This window comes from Phosphitispora fastidiosa, assembly GCF_019008365.1.
Classification (GTDB): domain Bacteria; phylum Bacillota; class Thermincolia; order Thermincolales; family UBA2595; genus Phosphitispora; species Phosphitispora fastidiosa.
On sequence record NZ_JAHHUL010000017.1, the window covers coordinates 79,527 to 102,672 of the forward strand.

At 48.4% G+C, this 23,146-nt stretch carries 13 protein-coding genes; all 13 read right to left on the reverse strand.

What is annotated here, in order from left to right; genetic code table 11:
* Nucleotides 1–15: 15 nt before the first annotated feature.
* Nucleotides 16–762 (reverse strand): heparan-alpha-glucosaminide N-acetyltransferase, encoded by a 747-nt coding sequence (locus tag Ga0451573_RS14685; RefSeq protein WP_231684888.1) that lies wholly within the window; start codon nt 760–762, stop codon nt 16–18.
* Nucleotides 752–1,120, reverse strand: coding sequence for a hypothetical protein (locus Ga0451573_RS14690; protein ID WP_231684889.1), 369 nt, complete (start codon nt 1,118–1,120; stop codon nt 752–754). The genes Ga0451573_RS14685 and Ga0451573_RS14690 overlap by 11 nt, the downstream gene beginning before the upstream one ends.
* 109 nt (nt 1,121–1,229) lie before the next feature.
* Entirely contained in the window at nt 1,230–1,904 is a 675-nt protein-coding gene (locus Ga0451573_RS14695) for a sigma-70 family RNA polymerase sigma factor (protein ID WP_231684890.1), read from the reverse strand.
* 349 nt (nt 1,905–2,253) lie between these two features.
* Nucleotides 2,254–3,723, reverse strand: a complete 1,470-nt coding sequence (locus Ga0451573_RS14700; RefSeq protein ID WP_231684891.1) for a B12-binding domain-containing radical SAM protein — start codon at nt 3,721–3,723, stop codon at nt 2,254–2,256.
* An 85-nt stretch (nt 3,724–3,808) separates the two neighbouring features.
* Nucleotides 3,809–4,756 carry an NHL repeat-containing protein gene (locus tag Ga0451573_RS20095; RefSeq protein ID WP_231684892.1) on the reverse strand — a complete coding sequence of 316 codons (948 nt, stop codon included), beginning with the start codon at nt 4,754–4,756 and terminating at the stop codon, nt 3,809–3,811.
* 19 nt (nt 4,757–4,775) lie between these two features.
* Nucleotides 4,776–5,624: a cytochrome c biogenesis protein gene (locus Ga0451573_RS14710; protein ID WP_231684893.1), complete on the reverse strand. Its 849-nt coding sequence runs from the start codon at nt 5,622–5,624 to the stop codon at nt 4,776–4,778.
* Nucleotides 5,624–6,922: a cytochrome c biogenesis ResB family protein gene (locus Ga0451573_RS14715; protein ID WP_231684894.1), complete on the reverse strand. Its 1,299-nt coding sequence runs from the start codon at nt 6,920–6,922 to the stop codon at nt 5,624–5,626. Before Ga0451573_RS14715 ends, Ga0451573_RS14710 begins: the two co-directional genes overlap by 1 nt.
* A 92-nt stretch (nt 6,923–7,014) precedes the next feature.
* Complete coding sequence (locus Ga0451573_RS19875; RefSeq protein WP_269438308.1) at nt 7,015–16,197, reverse strand: cytochrome c3 family protein; 9,183 nt, start codon at nt 16,195–16,197, stop codon at nt 7,015–7,017.
* A gap of 49 nt (nt 16,198–16,246) precedes the next feature.
* Entirely contained in the window at nt 16,247–18,667 is a 2,421-nt protein-coding gene (locus tag Ga0451573_RS14735) for a fibronectin type III domain-containing protein (RefSeq protein ID WP_231684895.1), read from the reverse strand.
* 51 nt (nt 18,668–18,718) lie between these two features.
* On the reverse strand, nt 18,719–19,729 hold the full coding sequence (locus Ga0451573_RS14740; protein ID WP_231684896.1) for a 6-bladed beta-propeller: 1,011 nt from the start codon (nt 19,727–19,729) through the stop codon (nt 18,719–18,721).
* A 12-nt stretch (nt 19,730–19,741) separates the two neighbouring features.
* Complete coding sequence (locus Ga0451573_RS14745; protein ID WP_231684897.1) at nt 19,742–20,938, reverse strand: cytochrome c3 family protein; 1,197 nt, start codon at nt 20,936–20,938, stop codon at nt 19,742–19,744.
* Between the two features lie 441 nt (nt 20,939–21,379).
* The gene (locus Ga0451573_RS14750) at nt 21,380–22,321 is read right to left on the reverse strand and encodes a 6-bladed beta-propeller (protein ID WP_231684898.1); all 942 of its coding nucleotides are present in this window, start codon (nt 22,319–22,321) and stop codon (nt 21,380–21,382) included.
* Between the two features lie 18 nt (nt 22,322–22,339).
* Nucleotides 22,340–23,002 carry a tetratricopeptide repeat protein gene (locus Ga0451573_RS14755; protein ID WP_231684899.1) on the reverse strand — a complete coding sequence of 221 codons (663 nt, stop codon included), beginning with the start codon at nt 23,000–23,002 and terminating at the stop codon, nt 22,340–22,342.
* Nucleotides 23,003–23,146: the final 144 nt, after the last annotated feature.

A 23,146-nucleotide genomic window follows, 5' to 3' on the forward strand; every position in this document is an offset into this window, starting at 1 on the left:
ATTAGTCTAATAATATCAAACCAGTGCTGCAGCTTTTAGCCATATTCCAATAAGAAGTATCAGCAGCGGCTGATGTGCCAGATAAACCGATAGTGTATGCCTCCCCAGGAAGGCAATAAAATCCAGCCTGGCTTGCATTGCAGAGAGCAACGTTGGCCTAACACATGAAATCCGGACCCCTGCCGCGCTCTTTCCGGCATCTGGATAAATTAACTTCTGTACACAGACTCCATAAAAAAATACACCCAGCCATGGAAACATAGGATAGTAATCCGCGGATACCCATTGACTGTCAGTAAGGTTAAATAAAAAAAGATAATTATTTCCCACAGCAGTAGAATCGAAATAAATTCCCAGGGCTATAATTACAGTACCGACCACTGCAAGTATGTATTTGTCGAGGTTTTTGAAAAGCGGATATATCAGCACACTTGTCCCCAGCAAATGTAAAATCCCGTACTTTATCCCATAAGCAGGGTTATACAGATGTGTTATCAGGGTAATCAGCATGCCCACCCCAAGGAACATAACGGCCCTTTTAAAATTATTTCTGCTGAATGCCGAACTTATAGCTGAAATCATTATAAATAATATACCCGCCGTTTTGCCTATATAGAAATATACCCCGGTGTTATAATGCACAGGATATCCGTAAAACTCATTTAAGTCGTAAAGCAGGTGGAAGAGCACCATCAGGATCAGGGCGATGCCCCGCAGAAAGTCTAATTCCCAGACCCTGCCTGAGGTATTATTATTCTTCACCAAAAGTTACAGCCACTATCCGCAAAGAATTCCAGGCAGTCCTGTTATTATAAAATAATTCCCATTCCTGCTGGTTAAGCAAACCTGATGAAAACAGGCTGCTGCGGTAAACTGCGTCATCCTCTGCCGGGGAAACCAGAGGAATTATCCGGCCAAGGTTTTCTTCAGGAACTTTCAGGGCAGCGCCGGAATAATAGTAGCTGCCTGAAGGGAGTTTGTAAGCCCCCCAGTACTCGGGGTCATCAGACAAGCTGATAATATCTATATCGCCATTTTCAAAAAAGATAAGTTTGATGGGTTCAGGTTTTCCTGTCTCCCCGTCAGCAGGACTGACCACCCAAAATCTGCACAGCTCCATTTAGCATTCTCCTTTACCGATATCCCTACTATTTTACCATGGTTTGCTGTTTTTGATAAGCTTTCTGCAGAAAACAAAAACAAAAGAGGCCGCTTACGGCCCCTTTTAATTAACCCTCCCGTTCAAACGGGAATCCCCCAAAATTGTCTTCATACCAGCTTTTATATTTCCTTTTCACCCTCTGCCAGGCATTATCGACACCCTTTTCAGGAATGTTAAGCTTTCTGCTTATATCGCGATAAATGGAGATCCTGCCTCTCCGATCTTTGTCTATATCTTTGGAATTCTTGCGATTCAGCATTTCTACAACAATCCTGTACTCCGTTTCCGACAACTCATTATGTATAAATTTGGAAAACTCGCACTTAAAAACAGAATCATCGTAATTTCTTAATGGATCTTCTTCAACTCCAATCCTGTTATAGAGCTGCTCATCATTTTCATCACCAATAATAGCATCCAGTGAACAACTCCTAAAGCAAGGCAAGTTCGTACAGCTAAAAGAATGCCTTACCGCGGACTGCAGCCTTCTTTTCACCACCATCCCCATAAAAGGCCTGAATAGCCCCCTGCCGGGGTCAAAATGTTGAGCTGCTTCCCAAAGCGCGATTCTTGCTATCTGGAGCACATCTCCTGATTCATTGCCCTGAATAAAAAATTTCCTGGTAATATTGTTAATAAGGGCATCGTACCTGAGAAGTAGTGCCTCAAAGGCTCTGTCATCACCGGCCTTTGCTAATAAGACCAGTTCCTCGTCAGACAGATCAATTCCAAGGAACTGCATTCTTACCACCTCTCATTAATATCAAATTGTCCCTGCGGTAACAGTGTTACGTTTTTTTGCGGCAACAATGTTCTACGGTAACAGTGTTCCTGCCGTCCCCCCAAGTCAGCAACTAATTTATTGTCAATCAGGTTGATAAACAGGCACAATTCTTTAGCATATCTTTTCTGCCTGTTCCCGTACATTTCGCCGTTTTCCCGGCGCTTAAATTAGCACCTCCCAACACTAATTTTTTAAGATATGTGTTAATTGTAAATCTATTCTAAATATTCTTTAAATTATATTTCTCTATATTATTCAAAATCCCTTCTTGTTTGAACCTTTTTTCACTATTTTCTTCAAAAATTTTTTACCCCGTTTTGTTCGGGGTATCGGAATACAAACCTTTGATAATCTTCTCCACTGACTTTGGCATTGTTCCTAATTTCAGTATATGCTCTTTGAGAAAAGAATTTTCCATTATAGCCTTCATTGACTGGATGGCATATTTTCTTTTGAAATCGTTTTTCAGGTTCACCCATTCGGGTATTTTGGCCATATAAAATTTACGGTAACAGTTCAGAACCGCAGTAAACAGTTCATCACCGGTCATGGCTTCAGGCTTGATTACCGGTTCGACCAGATTGTACTTGGAGTAGTCCTTTTCAAAGACGAAGGGGGCCAGTTCAGGGTACATATCCGCATAGGGCCATGGCGCCAGCAGCAGAAAATGAGCAAAATCAGGATTGTAGAAGCAAGCGCTCTCCAGGGCTTTTGCTATTGACTCCAGGGTCTCTCCCGGGGTCCCCAGGATAAATGACGTTTCCGAAACAATCCCGGCACTGTGAATAATATCAAGAGCCCTTTTGGAGTCATCGGCAGCAATTCCTTTTTTGAAGAGGTCAAGAGTTTCCTGGGCAGCTGCCTCGATACCCACATAAATATGGATAATACCGGCACTTCTATATTTATTAATAATATCCTCATCGCGAACAATGTCATCAACCCGGGTCTCCAGCAAAAAAGAGACCCCCAGATTTTTGGCAATCAAAAGGTCAAGTATTTCCTCCCATCTCTGCCTGTCTCTGGTCGGGTATTCATCTGAAATAAAAAATACTTCCACATCGTATTCCCTGACAAGATACTCAATCTCAGCAACCACACTCTCCGGCCTTCTTGCTCTCCAGGTCCGGTCCCAGAACCTGTGCTGGGAACAAAAGGCACAGTCATGGACACATCCCCTTGAAGTGGAAATAATAGCCAGACGAGAGCCTGGATAGATAAAAAAGGTGTAGTCTTCCCATTCCAAAAGGTCCCAGGCCGGGGACAGAGTATCAAGGTCACCGATGTATTCCCTGACAGGAGTACAAAAAACTTTAGTATTTCTGACAAAAGCAATCCCAGGAATGCAGGCAAAATCTCCCCCTGCTGCCCATGCTGAAATAAGCTCAGGCAGGGTAAATTCCCCTTCAAAGCGGACAATTACATCAATAAAGGGATATTCCTGCAGGACCTCCTCATAACAGAAGGTCGGGTGAATACCGCCAATCACAGTAAGCTTGTCGGGTTTCCACTCCTTTACCGCCCTCAGTATATCTGCGGCAGCAGGCATAGTGGCAGTATAAGCGGTCGTCCCAACTACATCAGGATTGTATTTTTTTATATTATCCATAATTTGTGAGAAGCTATGGTTCTTGGCCATGGCATCATAAATCCTTACCTCATGGCCGGCCTTACGCAATTCTCCGGCAAGATAGACGAATCCCAGGTGAGGCCACCTGCCGGCAGACTCGACCACACCACAGTGGTAATCAGGGGTAACCAGCATTACTCTAGCCATAAATGCCTCCTGAAAATAAGCCAAAACTCTTATAGTAAATAATTAGACTTTTTGTCGTAAAACTCCTGCCAGCCAACACATCTTTTCAGTACCCCCAGACAGAAAGTCTTCCGTTCCCGGTATCAGCCAGATATAATATCCTGCCGGCGCTGTCAGCCCCAATGGTTGTGGGGTTCAGCAGCCCCTGACCATAGGTAAACATAAAATTGCCTTCATTATCGTATACAAACACCCGGCCTGTACCGTTATCCACCACATGTATCCGCCCCAGGACGTCAATTGCCAGTCCCTGTGGATTCTTCATGCCAACCTCACTAGTGGGCAGGTCTCCCATATTCCAGCCGGCACAATTGAAAACTCTTATCCTGTTTCCCGGCGGGTCTGTCACAATAACCCGGCCATCATCTGTTACGGCTATCCCATAGGGGAACTGCAGCCCGTCCTCTTCGGTGTCACCCTTTATTTCTGTAAGGAAAACCCCGTCTTCGCCCGCGGTAAACCATCCATTGATATTGACATCGGTAATATAGAATACCCGGTCCCGCGCGGTTACCCCGACAGGCTTAATGCGCCGTTTATCAGGGGTCTCATAATATGCATCCAGCAGTCTGCCACTCTCAGCATAAAGTCCGACTCCGCCATTATGGTAATCTGCTGCCAGCAGGCGGTCTCCTGTTTGCACCATACCCTCCGGCCTGCCATCAGCCTTGGTTATCTTGGCGCGAAAGTCCCTGACCTTTTCGCCTTCCGGAGTCAGCACCTCAATCCGTTCTTCGCCAAAGTAACTTACATATATCAGGTCATCATAAACATATACCCAAACCGGTTCCCGGCCTTGCCCTGATGGCCCGGTTAAATCAATACTGCCAAGATAGACCGGTTTCTCATCCGGTCCCCGCTGCCTGTGTTTCAGGTTGACAGTTCTTTTAGGACCACTATACATAGACCAGCCTAATAATGTTATCACAATAATCAGGATTCCGGCCGCTGCCGCTTTCTTGTAAAATTCATTTTTTGGAAAACCATGTTCCACCGAAAACCGCCCCTTACTGCTATTCTATTGGTCTTGTTATCTGGTCCAGGGTATGATATGTGTCGGGGGTAACCAGTCCCACGGCCCAGAAACTGATGATATTGGTCACCAGGCAGCCCAGCCCGAGCCACACAAGTTTACTGCCCTTCCAGCCACGGGTGAAGCGAAGGTGCAGGAATATTCCGTATATCAGCCAGCTTACCAGAGACCAGGTTTCCACGGGATCCCATCCCCAGTACTTTCCCCAGAGCAATTTAGCCCAGATGGAGCCGCTGATAATCATGATTGTTCCGGCGATAAAGCCGAGCAGGATGAATTTGACGCCTGACTCTTCCAGAGTTTCTTTATCCGGGAGCATGTGGTATCTCTCGGGTTCAGCGCCGGGAACAAACCTGCCCTTGAGGAGATAAAAAATTCCTGCCGCTGCACCCAGCACATAACATCCGGTGGAAGTCAGGGCAAACAAAACATGTACTGCCAGCCACCTGCTCTTATATGCAGGGGTAAGGGGTAAGGCCTCTGTGGAATCGGCATAACCCCAGCCCATCACAAGAAAAGCAAAAGAAACTGATATAATACCAAGAAGGCTGACCCAGGGGAAATACCTGCGGGCCAGCAAAAACACAACTACTGCGAGGAAAGCCACTACAATATTCAGCTCATAAAGGGTGCGCACCGGTAGATGCCCTGTCGCAACGGTGCGGGCTGTAAGCGCCAGGAAATTCACCGCAGCGCCAGTTGCAGCTAGCCATGTCCCGACCTTATCAGCCTTAGCGCTGCCCGATAAAAACCGGTACAGGTAAGAAAAAGATGCCGCAACGTAGCAGGATACAGTAATCCAAAAAAAATACATCTCCGGCTGTGACATTATGCGCTTCCCCCTTTGTTATCCAACAGTTCCCTGACCTCATTTTCAAACAGCCTGCTGAAGTAATCCGCCCTGGCTGACCAATAAACCAAAGTGTCTCCGCTTTCAGCCGCAAACCTCAGCCAGACTCTTTTCCTGATAAAGCATCCGCGCCAGGCCAGACCGGCAGCTGCCATCAGTCCCCCGAGATAAACCAGCGGTTCCCCGGAATCTTTGGAAACATCAAAAAGACTCCAGTAACGGTATTCTGGAAAGCTAACCCGATAGTCACCAATATCTCCTTCTGCCCCCCGGTGAACTGTCCCTGCTGCAAGAACCCCAGCCTCACCCGGCTGGGCAAAGACAATCCGCAATGCCGCCCGGGCAGGCCCTGCTTGCCTATCGGCCTGTCCGGCTCTACCTGCGGGATCCGGTTCCAGAAAATCAATAGTGAACTTTGAGCCATCAGGCAGGGGGAACTCGTCATGATGCCTGCCGCCGGTCTTACCTATATTGGCATAATCATCAATAACTGTGTTCCCCGATTTATCCCTGATAACCAGGTGAGCCGAATAACCGTAATCCTTAATGCGCCAGTAATGTCCATCATGCCTGGCAGGTTTGTTGATCTCAGTTGGATAAGGATTACGGTAGTCACCCAACATAAAATCAAGGATACCCCTTACCTGACTTATCTCACCATCAACTTTACTGACGGTGAATTCACGCAAGCCGACCAGATAAGGCTCCGCAGCAGAATAAAACGGCCCCTGTGCAGTGATGCTGAGGTCATCCGGAAAGCGTACGGCAACCCCTTCGGGGATCATAACATCTCCGCTCATGCCAAATATCGATGAAACTCCGAAGCCGGCCAGAATAACGGTCAGGCCTAGGTGAAACACCACCGACCCCCATGGGGAAAAAGGATTTTTCACTGCCTGCAGCCATTCACCATCACCCGGTATGCGTTCACTAACAGGGTGCAGTTTAAAACCCTTCCGCCTCATCCTGGCTTCAATTTCTCCAGGCCCGCTGCTTGTCAATGTTTCCTTAGTCTGGGGCAGGCGCCGGCCGTAGCCGGTCTCCTGCTCTTTTCCGCTGCCACGGTACAGCCGTACTGCCCTTGTTAAAGAACACACTACAATGCTCAGGGCCAGCCCGGACAGGGCAGCAGCAAACCACCAGTGCCCGTAAAGTGACTGCCCGTCACCCGTCACCTGAGAAAGATAGACAGCAGCAATAATATAGCACAGTATTCCGGACATCAGGCCAAGGGACGTCCGGGAAGAAATCAGCATTTTAATTACCCTGTTTTTCATCTCTCCCGCCAAAAAGACTCAGCTTCCTTTCATATCTGCTAAAAAACAGGTGACAGGCTTGAAATTGATAACCTGTCACCTTATTGGATTTCTTAGTAACCTTTACCGGTAGTATGTGCACAGGCAAAAGGTTCTGTCGTTGTATTGCCTGTGGTATAACAGGTACTTGGACTAGTATAAGAGATAAAGAATCCGTTCATTCCCTTATAAGTTCTGTAATCCCCCCTGTTGTCGGTAAACTTTCCGTTGGCGCCATGGACCGACATATACCTGTTGCTGCTCTGGGTAATTCCTCCGAAGTGGCAGTAACGGCACCAGTTGTTGCCATAAAGGGCGCCAAAGGCATCAACCGCTTCGTCTGACAGGGTAAAGCTTTGACCTGATACTGGGTTAGCAGTATAATGGTTACTCCTGCTGTGTGACCCACTGGACCCGGTTCCTGTCCCTGACCCCGCGGAAGAGTCACTGCCATAGACCGACTGGGCATGACACTGAGTACAGAAAGTGGTACTCCTGGGGTCTGCCCGCAGCATAAAATCATAATTAGAACCGTGAGGCCCGCGCGGACCGCCGAGCTGCTGGCTGTTGCCATGGCAGTCGGAACAGGTGATATTGTGCCTGTGGGCGGGGTTACTGGGATTAAATGCCCAACCCGGGGTACCGGAACCGGACAGGGTGGTGGCCCCGTTTGCTTCAATCCTGGCATTGGCAAAACTGTTTTTTACTGTTATTGAGAATCCATGGTTCGAGGGATTATTAGCATTAAAATAACCGATGACCCTTCTTCCGCCGGTGCTGGCAACAGTATAATCAGAATGGCACTTGAAACACACCATATATTCCTGTAATCTTGAGTCTTTAACAGAGACATCAGGTATCTCGTTCCAACCATAGCCGGCAACTACGTACGGGTTTTTGGCCGGGTCTGTCCAGTATTCCGGATTTGTGTTCGGGTTGGGGACAGCCGGCATGCCGGTCAGTTCCACCCCTGACACCCCCTTAAAGGCATATGACAATCTGGTAGTAAGGGCGTCAGTTCCGGCAATATCCAGAACTGTATGCACATTGTGGCAGTCCAGGCATTCCACGTGCCGGGTCCGGGTTACCAGGGAATCATCCATAACTTCATTAAAGGAGTGTTTACCCAGGGTATATCCCGGCAGGTGGCCGATGCCCTGCTCGGGCCAGAACTTCATATCTGCCCCTGTGGTTGTCCCGTCATGACATTCGTAGCACAAGTCCTCTTCCCAGTCAAAGGTATTCCCGGTTATATTAGTAACCCGGCCCCAGGCATCAATTTCAGCCGTTCCATGGGGGTCATGGCAGTTGATGCACTTGCCCTGCCTTTCAGCCGGTGTTGCCTCAGTATAGTGTTCACCGCCCGGCCATAAGGCCTTATCTTTATGGACTCCGGAGCTGAACTTGTCAATTCCCGGATATCCTACGGTCACTGAAGAGATGGTGGGGTATTCATGGCATTTATTGCAGATTTCATTATTAGACCCATCATCCACTACCAGCATTTTGGGAATTGTTTCGCCGGCGGCATCCTCCCTGCCGTGGGAGTTATGGCAGTTCAGGCATATCCCCGGAAGGAAGGAAGTCTTGTTATATACTACTCCCGCCGCTGTATTCAGTTCCTCAAACCATTGGGCCTTTAAGCCATGGGATGAGTTGACATAAACTGCAGAGCCGTCAAACAATCCGGTATCAACAAGTATATCATCTCTATCATGACACTCCAGGCATAGCTGGTTGGGTTTGGTGACATCATTAACCGGGAATCTCAGCATCCCGGGGTACTGGCTGCCGTGTGGTTCATGACAGTTGGTACACTCGCCGGGGCCATACCCGTCAAATTTCATTTTGGCATTTACACCGGTATCACCATGGGAGGTTTCCTCATACACGGTCTTTCCACCATATTCGCCGTAGGGATCAACTTCATGGCAGGTATAGCAGAGATCATTAAGATTCTCCCCCGTTCCTCTCCAGGCCGAACTCTTGATATACTGCCCCGTTTCCGGGTCAAACCTGCCGTGCGGGGCATGGCAGTTATAACACTTACCCGCATCAGCAGTTGTCCGCGCAGGGACTCCGTCACCCCCAGGCCAGTACCCGGGTGTGTTGGAGTTAGCCCCTGCCGCAGTTGTCTGCCCATGGGCAGAGGGGTCAAAATATGCCCTCCCGGAAAACTTGCCGGTATTGGAAGCTGCTGTATGGCAGCTATAGCACAGGTTATTGTCATCAGACCCCTTCAGCAGGTGTTCATATGCTGAACCATGGGGCACGTGACACTTGGTACAGTTCCCCTCATAGATACTGCCATCCTTAAAGGTCATAACAGCATAATCCACATTGTGCTTGCTGTAGACATAGGCTGAACCTATGGTATGGGTGACCGCATAAATCGGGTTCGACGAACCTGACTCATGGCAGGACATGCAGAGAGCGCCTTCCTTGGAATCCTCCCCGGACCGCAGTGTGGTTACCGCAAATTCTGTAGATGGCTCTGAGTGGTTTCCGGCCTTATCAAATGCAGTCGCGTAGTAGTAATAAAGTGTATTTCCCCTAAGGCCGGTATCTGTGTACTGTTTAGTATAGGTTACCCCGGCCCGCAGCCAGTCAGAACCGTTGCGGCTGCGGTAAACGGCGTACCCCACAACCCCATCGGTAGTGTCATAAATATTCTTCCAATAGCTGGTTACCTGTGAGGAACTTTCCCTCTGCGCCCGGAAACTGGTCGGTGCATTGGGCCGGGTGGCATCTGCCGGTTCCGCTCCTGTTGTTACCCATGCCGGACTTGAATCTGTGGCTGCCGATATGTTGCCATACCTGTCAACTGCTTTCACCTGGTAGGAATAAGCAGTCTCCGGCTTCAACCCGGTATCGGTAAATGTTGTTTGAGGAGCTAGGTTTGAGCCGGCAATCAGGAACCTGCTGTCACGGGTTGACCAACGGAAAACGCTATAGGAAATAGGTTCACCTGTTGATGCATTCCACGAAAGCTGCATTTTTTCATGGGTATATGGCGCCGCTGCATTAGCTGCCGTCAGGGAAGAAGGCGCGCCTGGCGCTGCTTCGTCTTTACTCCTGACCAGGAACATGGCCCCATAGTCAGCTATTTTGGTAAGCTTGGGCCTGGCTCTGCCCAGCAAATATTCAGCATAGATGTCTACTGTATACCACCAGTTATCCCTCAGGTTCCACTGGTCGTCCAGGACAAAGGAAAACCTGAGGCTTCCGAAACTATACTGCTCATCGGCCGGATTGAAAGGACCCACTTTGATATTTCCCTTGAAATCCTTTACCCAGACATTAAACGAACTAAAGGCGGCATCAATGGAATCAGAGGTTGCCTTCACATAAACCGTATCTCCGGGAGCAAATACATATGCCTGTTCCGTGTAGGCGGAGTCTCGATAGAACTTAAAGCCCTTACCCGATGCCCCTGCAATTATTGCCTCATGGGTATTGACATATGTTGTCCCTCCGTGTCTCAATTCCACTTCAAGGACATAAACCCCGCTGTACCATTCTGACTTTATCAGTACAGGCCATTCAAAGAGGTCTGCTTTACCGTCAGGGTGGCTATACGAAGTATATTCCGCCAATATTGTGTTCAGGTGGTTCCTGATCCTGACTACCGCTGTATCCGGCGCATCAGGAAGGCCTGTTTCATCACAATATACCTGAACATACACTGTTTTTCCCAATGGGAAGCTGGAAGTAATAGCTGTCTTGGTCTGGTCATAAAGTTTCATCCAGGTGGTGCTGGTATCTGCTTCTACGTAATTGCCGGCCCCGACAGCGGCATAAGCCGCTTGTGTGATCCCACTTACAGGGGCACACCATTCTGACAGGTTATCATTAAAATCTTCTGCAGACACACGGTAATAATATCGGGATTCAGGTTTGAGGCCGCTGTCTGTAAAGGCAGTGTTCCCGGTACTGCCAACCAGGGTATACTCCCCGCTAAGACTGTCTGCCCGGTACACCCGGTACTGGACAATCTTGCAGTTGTCAATAGAAGCGGTCCAGCTCAGGGTAAGCCTGGTTGTCCCCTCACCGGGCACACTAACTTTCAGGTTGGTCGGAATAGACGGCACCTGTTTGTCGTCAGAGATCACAGGAGAAACCGTCTGCTCAGTGGTCTGGCCTGACTCATTCCCGGTGCGGTCATGAGCGGAAACCTTATATGAGTATGTCGTATTTGGCTTAAGGCCGCCATCATAAAACCAAACCTTTGCAGGGGCATAGACCCTGCTGTTAACAACTCCGTATCTGGACCAGTCACCTGTCCCGGCTTTCCGGTAAATATAATAGCCAAAGACATCAGGACTGGCTGAGGCCGTCCAGCTCAGGTCAACCTGAATTGAGCTGGATCCTGCCGCCTCAAAATCAGTCGGCATTTCCGGTGCAGTCACATCACCGGCAGTGGAACGCTTATCCTTGAGGACATTGGCCCTGGGATTGTGAACGTGTTCTGTATGGCACATCACCATACAGTCATTGCCGGTGTCACCACCCTCGTCATACTGGGTATTCGGGTCAGTAATGGGGTGGAATGAAGTTTTGGCAGTTTTTCCTTCAGGCCAGGTCTGCTCTCCTGAAATCTCAAGCCCTGTCAGTTCTTCAATGTTATATGCATAGCCATTATCTCCGTGGCAGATGAAGCAATCCTTGTCACTGCCCACCGGTTCCGGGTCATGAGGGTTGTGGCAATCGGTACAGCTCTTGGTCTCACCGGCCTTATGTTCATTAATGGTGACACCGTTATCACCTATCAAAGGTATACTCGGAATATTTACCTGACCGCCGGGAGTCGTCTCACTGGTATAGTAAACCCAGGAATCTACAGAATCACCGACATATTCACGGTGGCAGGTGGTACAAAACTTACGCGGTTCATAACTGAAGGTAATGCTCTTCATATTTTGGGGAAATTCCACCTGGTAGACCGTTTCACCCACATATGTTAAGGTCTGCTGAGGGGCATAGTTGTTATCATCCCTCAGGTAAAAGTCATTGGTTGAGCCGTGCGGTACATGACACTCATCACAGTACATCTTTGCCGTCAGGGAACCGGTGTACTTATGTCCCGTTTTTTCATACAGTGTCTTGATATCCTCAATAGGATCCCCCATACTGTTGGTGGTAACCCCATTGTGACAGCTGACACACAGGTCATCCTTGGGCAGCCTTAACAGAGGCTTGTAATCAGACCCGTGGGGCACATGGCACTTGTCGCAGTTCCCCAGGAGGTCACTGTTATCAGCAGGATAAGTCCTGATAAGGTACTCATAATCATGAGGCTTGCCGTCAAACAGGTGGCTGTCAATGGTATATGGCGATTTATCCGTAGAAACCGAATCGTGGTCATGACAGTTCAGGCAGAGCAGCTTTTCAGGCAGCTTCAGGTGATCTGACCTGGCATCATGGGGGTGTGCCAGGTGGCATCTCTGCATACATGTGTTGTCTGCAGTGGTCCCGTCTGTAATATTGTGATGTGAGACCTTGCCAGAGCCCGGCTGCGATACCAGACCGGCCAGTGATTTAATATCAGTAGCCTCACCATTGGGCCTGCTGTGGCAGTCATAACACCCGTCCTCCCCACCGGTGGCCGGCCAGGGCTTATGCGGGTCATGACAGATAATGCATTCCCTGCCTTCCGCCTGGTGGTCTGTTATCCGTTCCGGGTACGGCAGCGGGGCAATCAGCACTTCCCCGACCTTAAGTGTATAAACAGTATTATAAACTCTGGCCGTTTGCCCCTCCTCACCGGGCGGGTGGCATGCCAGACAGAACTCACGGGATGCCCCCGGGTCAATATAATCCTGTGGAAAGGTTATTCCCGTATTGTATTTATTATCAGTATCCAAAAGGTATTTCTTGCTTGTAGTACCGTGGGCTTCATGGCATTCGGTACACAGCAGCTTCTTGTTAGGATTTGCCTTAATAAAGTGGCCTCCTGAAGTAGCTGCATTATACTTGGCAGAAATGTCCGCTTCTGCCGGGGAACCGTCATGACACGCCATACAGGCATTGATTTTACCGATATCTGCTGCGGCATCAATAGCCACCCCGTCAATGTTATTTCTGAGCAGCCTGACATTTGAGGAGGCATGGTTTTCATGGCACTTCAGACACGCGATATCCATGTCAGGGCCATAGGGGTTGTCAGTCCCCTCCCTCTCCAGCAGTGAATGAGGCTTATTGATGAAATATGTCCTTTGATCAGACACAATCTTTCTGGTAACAGGTATGCCGGGCAGTTCAGTGTCAGCGCCATGACACTGCCAGCAGAACTCCTTATATGCAGGCACTTCTTCCCCTGTATTGGGGTTGATTACCAGCGGCAATGAGGTCTCCTCAGGCTCACCGGTCCAGTCATCAAGGGATACTATGGTACTCTTTAAGCCATAGGGGTTTTTCAGGGTATGCATAGTATGGTCTTCAAAGTGGCACTGCTCACAATTCACCTTGTAACCCGACTCCGGACCGGCTTCAAGAACCGGATGCCTTGAATTAGTGTCAAAATCATCATAATCATGGCAGGCAGCACATTTCAGTGGCGGCATATCCTTGGTACGAACATAGGATTTATACGTATCTCCTGTTATCCAGTGGTCATACTGGTGGCAGGATATGGCACAGGAAAAACCGACCTCCTCACCGGCAGAACCGTAACTGGTAATGAAGGCGAGTCTGTCTTTGTTGCTGCTGTAGGTAGCAACATCTACCTGTATAGCCCAGTCAAAATTGATATAGTGGCTGTTGTTCAGGTTCCAGTCATATGTATCATCCGCGTTACTTGTATCCTGAAACTTACTCTCACCACTGTGGGGGTCATGGCAAGCCCGGCAGCTGACCTTTAGTTCAGCAGCATGGCTGTGATAGTTTTTGGCATTACCTGCCCCAAATCTGCTGCCTATTACCGGTTCAATGGGTTCATTATCACCGTTAAAAGCGACATAATACCGGCTGTCATGGCAGCGGAAGCATATGGTATCATCTTCCTGGGACCAGTCAGTGATCCAATCTACCGGCCCATAGTCAATACCATAAACCGTTTCCGTAATACTGAAGAAATCATTATACCGCTCACGCAGCATATACCTGTTGTTGAGGTTGCCGTGAGGTTCATGGCACATGGTACAGGTATTGCGCCCATAAAAGTTTTTTTCATGGACTGTACCCAGATAATCATTTGACTGGTTGTTCAGGTATACCCCGCTGATTACAGTATCCGGTACATCAGGATAATCAGGATTATCCAGCCTTGGCTGGGTCTGGGTAAATCCATTATCCTCGTGACAGGAAATACATAAATTAGCCGAATTGGAGGAAATCATCAGGGGATAATCCTTGGACCCGTGCGGAACATGGCAGTTCCTGCAGGTAATATGTGTTACCTGGGAACTGGGAAGCTCTGAATTATGTTTCGACTCCATAAATGCGGTTTGATGATCCCTCCCAAAGGGGTTGGGCAGGTCTGAATTAACCCCATGACAAGCCCAGCAGAATTCATTACCGCCTCTTTTTATTTCGCCATCTTCCTTTGATATCGTTGCCAGCAAACGCGGCGCATAAACCGTATTATCCACCTCAGGTTCGAATTCAGGGCTGTAATGCGGGTTATGACAGGCATCACAGGAATAGCGCCCCTCAGGAATTTTGTGGTGAGACGGGTTATATACCGGATCAAAGGAAGCCTTGGTGTTATATTTGCTCTGGGACCCGTCATGACAAGTGTAGCAGGAGTCAGTAATAGTGCTGTAGTAAATCAATTCCTGACCTCTGGCGGAATGCATGGAATGACAGTTCTGGCACATGCCCTCTTTATTCTTATAATTGCCATGGGGACCATTGGGGTTGTCCGGATCGCCGATGTCCACTGCCGGCGTTGCCGAGGTATATATGGTCAGGGTAGATTCCTTCCCGGCAATATCCACTGCACTGACCTTGTAGAAATAGGTGGTTCCGTAACGGATTTCAGTGTCAGTGTAATAAAAAGACCATGCCTCAATACTGTTGGTTGCATCTATAGTATACTTTTCCAACTCGGTTATCAGGGCTTCACTCAAAAGAGCATAAGGTCCCGCCGCTGCAGTTGCCCGGTAAACCCTATAGCCCTGGATATCCCCCTCGGTATTGGCATTCCAGGTGAGTTTAACGATTTTCCCATTGGGGTCTTCGGGATTTGTATTCAGGAATGCACTAAGTCCTGTGGGTGTGGCCGGTGTCTTCGCATCCGTCCTGGAGCTCAGGGTTTCAGCTGCCGCCGTCGTTGTGTAAAACGTACTGTTTCCGGCATTATCAACAGCATTGATTTTATACTCATAGTTTACTGCCGCATTCAGTTCGGCATCACTGTAGCTGTTTATATAGGAATACCCAATATACCTGAAAGTGGCGCCCGAATCCTCAGAGCGATAGATCTCGTACCCGTTCATACCGCTGTCACCGGCCTGGCTGTCAGTGGCGGCATTCCAGCTTATGGTTATAGCAGAACCGGTAATGCCTGATGTTGAGAGGTTTTCCGAACCTGGCAGGACAGGGCTGGTGTTGTCATCATAGACATTTACCGTCACCGTCTTTTCATTATAACCCCACATCCCGTTGCTGGACGTACCGATACCCCACAGCTTGATGTTATAGCTCCCATAGGGGACAGAACCGTCTACCGTTACCTTGGCAGTGAACTGCTCATCATGTGCGGTCTGGTTCCTGTCGGTAAAAGCCCCGGCGACCGTCCCGTCATCAAGGGTAACACCCTTTTGGGCATTGGGGTTGCCGGTATCGGGAAAAGCCGTTGCCCATACGTAAGGGCTGTTGATGGGCGCATTCCAGGAGGTGTCCTGTGTGGCAACAAACCAAGGAACATCAGCTGACAGGTCCTTCTTATCCACCAGCCATTTGGATGTATCCGGCACCTGGATAGCGCCGGCAACCGTAAAACGGCCATACCCCAGACCAACGGTCTTAAAATCTACGGTAAAGCTGCTGTCACGGTTGACAGTAACACTTGAGGTCCGTGGCGTAATCCCATTGATTTTTTCTATGGCAAGGTATCCTGTCTCATAACCGTGGCAGGAAATACAGTAAGGCTTGTTCCCTGTTTGGGAGCTGTCAAGATGGTTGGTAGGCCAGCTGAGAGCAATTGCAGGCATGAGTAACAGCCCGGCCAATATTAGTATCAGACCCAGCAGCTTTTTGTAATATTTTATTGCTTCTTTCAGCTTCAGCATCATCTTCATCATCCCACTACTCATATAACATCATCCTGTTACTCACCATGACATCGCCGTGCTGCTCACCCTGCTACTCATCAGGATACCTGGTTTTGTCATGGCAGTCCTCACAACCGTCGTCTTCATTAAACCTTTTCAGAACCGTTGAAGGGAAGCCGTCACGGCGGATATGAGTCCCTTCCATGGTGGTACCATGGGAAAAGTGACAGGTCTGGCAAATGATTTTCCCGTTCTCGTAAGGTAAATACACAGAGGCCGGGATAGCCACATCGGCATCGGTCACGTACTTTGCTTCAATATTAACCGGGTGCATGAACATATGCATTGAAGAAGTCGATAATTTCATCCCGGGCTGCTGTGTTGCTGTAAGAGCAGTTCTGCTGGAACCGGCTCCCTGGTTAAAGTCACTGTGGCATGCCCCGCAAAACTCGACAGCTCCACTGACATAAGTGGTTTTTTCATAGACGGCATAAGTTACCGCATAGGCCTCTGTTTTAATCAGCGGTTCTGAGGGGTCATTGCTGACCCGCATATTTTCCCGCAGGCTGCGGTAATTCTCCGAACCATGGGGGTCATGGCACGAGGCGCATGACAGGCGCGACTCTGCAGTATCAAAAACCTCGATATTGTTTCCTGTTGCCGCATAATGGTAAATGTTCAGATCATGTCTTGAGGTCGGTACATAAGCCTCGTCTATAACCGTCTGGGTTTCAAAAGAGCCATAGGGCCCGCCAATGGATTCATACCAGGTTGACCTGCTGGGATCTTCAGACACATCAAGGCTTTCCGGTCCCCTGTATTTCCCCCGCAAGACATCATATTTGCTCTGGGTCCCGTCATGGCACGTAACGCACAGCCTATCGGTATTTACTTCAGTTATCAGCCGCGGCCCCAGAGCGCTGTGGGTAGCGTGGCAGTTCTGGCACAGGTCAGGGTTGTCCCAATAGTAGCCGTGAGGGTTGACATCAGGCGGAAAGGCCCTGGCAACGGTATAAGCAGCATCAACACCGTCTTCAGCAACTACTTTAATAAAGTAATTGAGATAAGAAGTCAGTCCGGGCTTCATATATGAATATCTGCCGGCGCCTGTCTCTGCCACCGTATAGTCCGGTACTGCCCCCCACTGGTTACTTGTTGATACATAAACATGATACCTTACGGCAACCGGAACCTGTTCCCAGTACACAGCAACATTGACACTGGGGCTGGAACCTGTTGCCACCTTGGTTATCCTTGGTTTGAGATCTTTAAGGGTCTTGAAACTGTGCTCACCGGAAACAGCCATGTTGTTGGACAGGTCCCTGGACTTTACCCGGACATAGTACGTGGTCTGACCGGATAGTTTTTTCAGACTGATACTATGACTGGTTACCTTGTCGTCATAGGAAATTGCCCATTTATAGGAACCTGGGCTAATACCGTATTCCACGGTGGAATTAGCCGGATCATCAGTGGACCATGATATCACCGCCGAATTGGCCGTCACATCACTGTAAACAACATTCGAAATAACCGGAGGAGTAGAATCGAGGTCCACAGGTGTAGTAAACTCGCCAATCTCACTTGATTTTTCGTTACCCGCAGCATCTTTAACAGTTATCATATAAAAATAAGTAGTGTCTGTGGTCAGCCCTGTCAGATCAACACTGTGGCTTAAGGCTCTGACTGTGCTTACCTTGCTGAAGTCCCATGTCGGGGAAGTATATACCTTGTAGTTGACCGCATAAGAACTATATTCATCAGTGGAAAAGGAAACTGCCGCCGCATTCCCGACAACCTCCTGGACCGCATTTGTAATCAGCCTTGGCGGGGTCACATCCCAGACATAGATTTCATCAAAATAGGCTTTCCGGTTATATTCACCAAGGGCAATTTTGCCGTAATACAAAGATGAATCCGAGGTATATCCGATACGTATATCGTTTACATAGGCATCGATATTTGCCCCCGCAAACTTGAGCTTCAGGACTACCGGATAGGGGTTCTGGCTGACTTCGGCAGCATCCTCCCCGATAAATGGGATGTCATAATTATAAACAGCGCCATTAACCCGTCTCCATTCCGCCAGGTCAACTCTGAGGCCGTTGACTTTCTTATAAAGCATAAGTTTTGCAGAAGCTTCAGTACCTGTATCGCTGTACTCCATAGCATAGTAGTTATTCTCATTGGCCCAGCGTCCCGCAAGGGAAATGGTGCCATCAGAATCAGTTGAATATACCTTGGCCTCAACAGCATAATCAAACCAACTGGAAGAACCGGCAACCGACCACGCCTCATCAGAAGACGGGTCAATAATTTCTGTATATTCACCGTTGGCAACAGTCCAACTCCCCCTTACCGGGGTCCAGTCATAACCACCCAGGTTAAACTGATCATAGAAATAGGTTCCCAGCTGAGACTGTGCCGGGGGAGTATGACACACTATACCCGCTACAGCTACTGCTGCTATCAGGGCAATTGCAAGATAATATTTTCGCAGCCTGTGGTTCATGCCTTCCCCCCTTCCGGCGCATTTCATTCCTGCTTCAGCGCATTTATATTTCTAATTTCTGCCGTATACTTCAATACGGTTGTTTTCACGGTCAGCAACATAGAGTCTGCCATCACTGTCAATAGTTACACCGGTGGGGAAATTAAAACTCCCGCCGGCCATGCCTCTGTTCCCAATCTCTTCAAAGACCTTGCCATCTTCCATGATACCGTAAACCCTATGGGCAAAGGTGTCTGCTGTATAGATACGGTTGTTTTCACTGTCAAAAGCTATGCCCTTGGGATTGGTCAGAATATTGGCGTCCACCAGGGTTTTGGTAAATTTACCCTCCATTGAATAAACATCAATCCTGCCATTATTTGAATTGGACAAGTAGATACTGCCATCTGCATCATCATCAACAGCTATGCCGTTTACATAGGACAATTCCCCATGGGCTGCTCCGGCCTTGCCAAACTCCCTGACGAATTTTCCACTGTCGTCAAAAACCAGAATTCGCTGTTGGCTCACATCAGAAACATATATATTACCCCGGCTGTCTGCGGCAACCGCAACCGGCATCACTACAGCACCGGTTTGCTGTCTTTCCCGGGCTGACGGGATTACTCCCAGCTGTTTCCCTTCAAAATCAATTACCTGGACCCTTTGGTTATAAAAGTCGGCAACATAAATCTTCCTGCCGCTGACAGCCACACCCGTGGGATAATTGAACTGTCCGGCTCCGGAACCCGGGCCGCCCAGAGCTTTGACATAATTTCCATTCCTATCAAAAACAGCAATCCTATGATTTACACTATCAGCTGCCACTATTTCGCCCCACGAGCTGACGGCCACAGCAAGAGGCCGTTGTAACCGCTGTGAGTCGTAAATAGAAAAAAGGTACTCATATCTGGTTCCTGGAAGAGAAACAGCCGGAGCGATAGGATTGCGTTTCGTCTTCAGATAATGCCAGCCAAAAAACAGCAGGGCAATGATAATCAGGACAAGAATAGCAATAATAAGGTCTTTTTGTTTTACCCTTTTTGGTATCAACCTGGCACCTAGCTGTGATAATTCCATCATAACACCCCCGTTTTACTTCTTATGACACTCTTCACAAACACCCTGGCGATCCATACGAAGCAGAGCTGTTGAACCGGTTATCTTGTTTTCTCCTGTCTTGAACGTACCATGAGCCTGGTGGCAGGTAAGACAAACAACCACATTTACACCTGTTCCTGATTCCAGGGGCAGCGCCGAAGAATAGTATTCACCGCGAAAAATAAGGGGTGTATTTACGGCATGCATAAACTTGTTCATTGACTGCGCCGAAACGGTCAGCCCCGCAATCTGGGTAGTTGTAGCCCCAATAGCGCCACTGCCCGATGCCTGGGCATAATCACTGTGACAGGCTGAGCAGAAATAAATACTGCCTGTATTATAGTAAATGTCCTCACCGTAACCGCCGGTCAGGTCCGGGTCGGTCCTGGCATAGGCCTGGAAATCAAGGTTCACAGAAACATCATAGGTAACTTCGATTACTGTCTTCAGGTTTCTGAAGTTACTGGTGTTACCATGTGGGTCATGACAATCAACACATCCAAGACCTATGTCACGGTCACTGACACCCCCGGGAGCGCCGGAAATAATTGTTCCCAGATTGTGAATGGAAGTAGGCAGTAAGGAAATAGGCTCAGTGCTCAGGGAACTGTAAGCTTCATAAACGACTATCTCGACCGGCTGACCGGAAGATGCCAAAGGCCCAAAGGGACCGCCTGAGGTATCGGCATATGTGTCATCCAGCCTTACCTTGCCGTTCCGGACATCGTATTTGCTCTGGGTACCATCGTGACAGGTAGTGCACAAGGCAACACTGGTTGGCTGAACCAGGAGATAACCCCCGCTGGCGCTGTGAGTAACATGACAAGCCGCACACAGACTGGAATTAAGCCTAAATGAACCATGCACATTATTGTTTGGCGGATAAGCTGCAGTGATGGCATAGCTCCCGGTACTGTCGGTAACCTTAAAATAATAGTTGTAGTAATTATCCAGGCCGTTATCTGTATAAGAACTTTCAGAATTGCCGGCAGCGCACGTACTCCACTGGGTTCCGTCAAGACTGCGATAAATATTGAATGGGGGGCTGCCCTGGTAGTATACGGTAGCGGCGCTGGTTGCGCCCTCTCCGGGGTCAATAATTACACCGTCAATCTTTACGCCGGCAGAAACGGGAACTGAAAAAAGCCCCAAAATTACCGCAGCCGCAAGTAATTTTATAAGTATTTTCATGTTCCCACCTCCAACTAAAAAAAAGTTTTTTGTTCTTTAGTTTTTGTTCTACCTTTAAATCTGGAAATGACCTTAGAATTTGGTGAGGTATTGTACAAGATTTTCCTGTACTGGCGCAGTGAGAAATATTACCGCAGTTCCGCTAAGCGAAGCCACAGACCGAAGCCACGCTGCGCAGCCGTTACCGCTTAAGCGGTTTACGGATGCGGCGTACCCCTTGCGGGTAGAAGGCGGAGCCGCCACTGAGGCAGCAGCGGAGCCGTTGCCGCTTTAGCGGCTTACGGATTCCGGCGTGCCCCTTGCGGGTAGAGCCGAATTGGCGGTTTAGTCTGTGGCTTCGCCAGAAACAAGGTTAGATTTCTCCTGTAGCAGTACGGAAAATCGGTACAATGCCTCACCATATTTGGTTTGGTTATTTCCAGAAATGGAAGTGAACAAAAACTAATAAGAGTAAATAACTACTCTGTTATTATCCCTGTCGGCAACATACAGTTTCCCGCGTTCATCGTAAGCCAGTCCGGCAGGGTAACTGAATTCGCCAAACCCGTCACCTGACCCGCCGAACTCACCCAGATAATCACCGTTAACGGTAAACGAATACAATTTATCATTTGAGCTGTCACTTATATACACAATTTTCCGTGACCTGTTGTAAGCAATCCCCCGTGGATTAACCAGAACCCCATGTCTGAGGGTTTTAGCGGAATTCTCGCTAAACCTCAGGAAACCCGGGGTTTCTGAAGCTACACCATAAATCGATTTATTTTCGAAATCAATATCTGCTGCCGAAATTCCGGCAAAGCTTTTCAGCTGTTTAGCCGTATAATCACTGGTCTTTTTGCCCCCAGAATTGTAAATTTTGAATTTTTGAGAACCGGCATCAAACACATAGGCATTGGATTTACTGTCAATGTTTACGCTCAGGGGCAGAAACCGCTTTCCCTCATCACCGGAAATGGTGAAAAGATACCCTCCTCCGGAATTGTATACGATAACTTCTTTTCTGCTTCTGTCAGCAACATAGACATTACCATTGGGCGCAATATCAATACTTACCGGCTCCTGCAGTTCTGCAATGCCGCTCCCCGGCCCGCCAAAGTTAAGGGCATACCGGCCATCTTCTTCAATTACCGTAATTCTGTGATTGCCCGAATCCGCAATATATACTTCCCCGCGCAGTCCTACCGCTAAAGCGGTAGGGCGTTTCAGCCGCTGCCCCGGAGGACCTGTGATTACATTATACGGTTTTATTTGGGTATATTTTATGAACTCCGGCTCTTCCACCGAATTAATTAGAAATCCTATGCCCGCCAAAGCCGGTAATCCAAGCAAAGCCAGCCACAGGCAATACTTCCGGAACCACTTTTTCATCTTCAGCAGCATATCATACTATCCTCCGCTTTACTTTTTGAGACGCTGATCAGCCTTTGCGGCTTCCGGATGGTCCGGTATCATTTCGAGAACCCTCAGATAGGCGGCCCTGGCTTCCTCATTTTGGCCCATTCTCTCATATGCCTGTCCCAGCCAGTAATAGTTATCGGCCCCGGCCGGGTCTTTCTCGGCCGCATATCTAAACTGCCCGGCTGCCTGATCCCATTTCTCCTGGGTGAAATAAACCTTCCCAAGTTCAAAATAGGCATACTTGGAATCAGGATCAAGCTCCAGTGTTCTCTGAAACTCCTGTACCGCCTTCTCCAAGAGCCCCGTTTCTCGGTAAACCAGTCCCAGGTTAAAATGTGCCGCAGGGTTCAGTTTATTAACAGAAATAGCCCTTGCCAGCGCCTGATTGGCTTTCTGGTAGTCGCCTGTCCGGTAATAAAGCCAGCCCAGTTCCACCAGCAGTTGATCACTATCAGGATCCTGCTCAAGGACTTGCTCAAGATATTTAATATCCCTGGCTGCAGGGTCTGAAGTATCGTAGCGGTCCCAGATAAAGGCCTCGCCGATACCAATTCCGGCGGCAAATATTATGAGTGCGGCAATAACAAATATTATGGCAGCCTTCTTAAATTCGATGTCTTTTTCCCCTTCCGCCATCGCAACCACCCCATCTTTACTACACAAACGTAGTACTCCTACTAATTTTTGTAATACTACTGTAGGTAATATCTTCATTTTTTAACATTAATACCCTGTTATCTTTTCGACATAAAGCCTTTTATTTCCTTCTGAAAGTGTCGAAAAAATACTTTTTTAAGTAAAAAGAAA

Bases quoted from the DNA above. Each gene is read 5' to 3' on its own strand.
- Ga0451573_RS14740 (WP_231684896.1), bottom strand. From the start codon at position 19,729: ATGATGGAATTATCACAGCTAGGTGCCAGGTTGATACCAAAAAGGGTA.
- Ga0451573_RS14745 (WP_231684897.1), bottom strand. From the start codon at position 20,938: ATGAAAATACTTATAAAATTACTTGCGGCTGCGGTAATTTTGGGGCTT.
- Ga0451573_RS14750 (WP_231684898.1), bottom strand. From the start codon at position 22,321: ATGCTGCTGAAGATGAAAAAGTGGTTCCGGAAGTATTGCCTGTGGCTG.
- Ga0451573_RS19875 (WP_269438308.1), bottom strand. From the start codon at position 16,197: ATGAGTAGTGGGATGATGAAGATGATGCTGAAGCTGAAAGAAGCAATA.
- Ga0451573_RS14690 (WP_231684889.1), bottom strand. From the start codon at position 1,120: ATGGAGCTGTGCAGATTTTGGGTGGTCAGTCCTGCTGACGGGGAGACA.
- Ga0451573_RS14715 (WP_231684894.1), bottom strand. From the start codon at position 6,922: ATGAAAAACAGGGTAATTAAAATGCTGATTTCTTCCCGGACGTCCCTT.
- Ga0451573_RS14700 (WP_231684891.1), bottom strand. From the start codon at position 3,723: ATGGCTAGAGTAATGCTGGTTACCCCTGATTACCACTGTGGTGTGGTC.
- Ga0451573_RS14710 (WP_231684893.1), bottom strand. From the start codon at position 5,624: ATGTCACAGCCGGAGATGTATTTTTTTTGGATTACTGTATCCTGCTAC.
- Ga0451573_RS14735 (WP_231684895.1), bottom strand. From the start codon at position 18,667: ATGAACCACAGGCTGCGAAAATATTATCTTGCAATTGCCCTGATAGCA.
- Ga0451573_RS14695 (WP_231684890.1), bottom strand. From the start codon at position 1,904: ATGCAGTTCCTTGGAATTGATCTGTCTGACGAGGAACTGGTCTTATTA.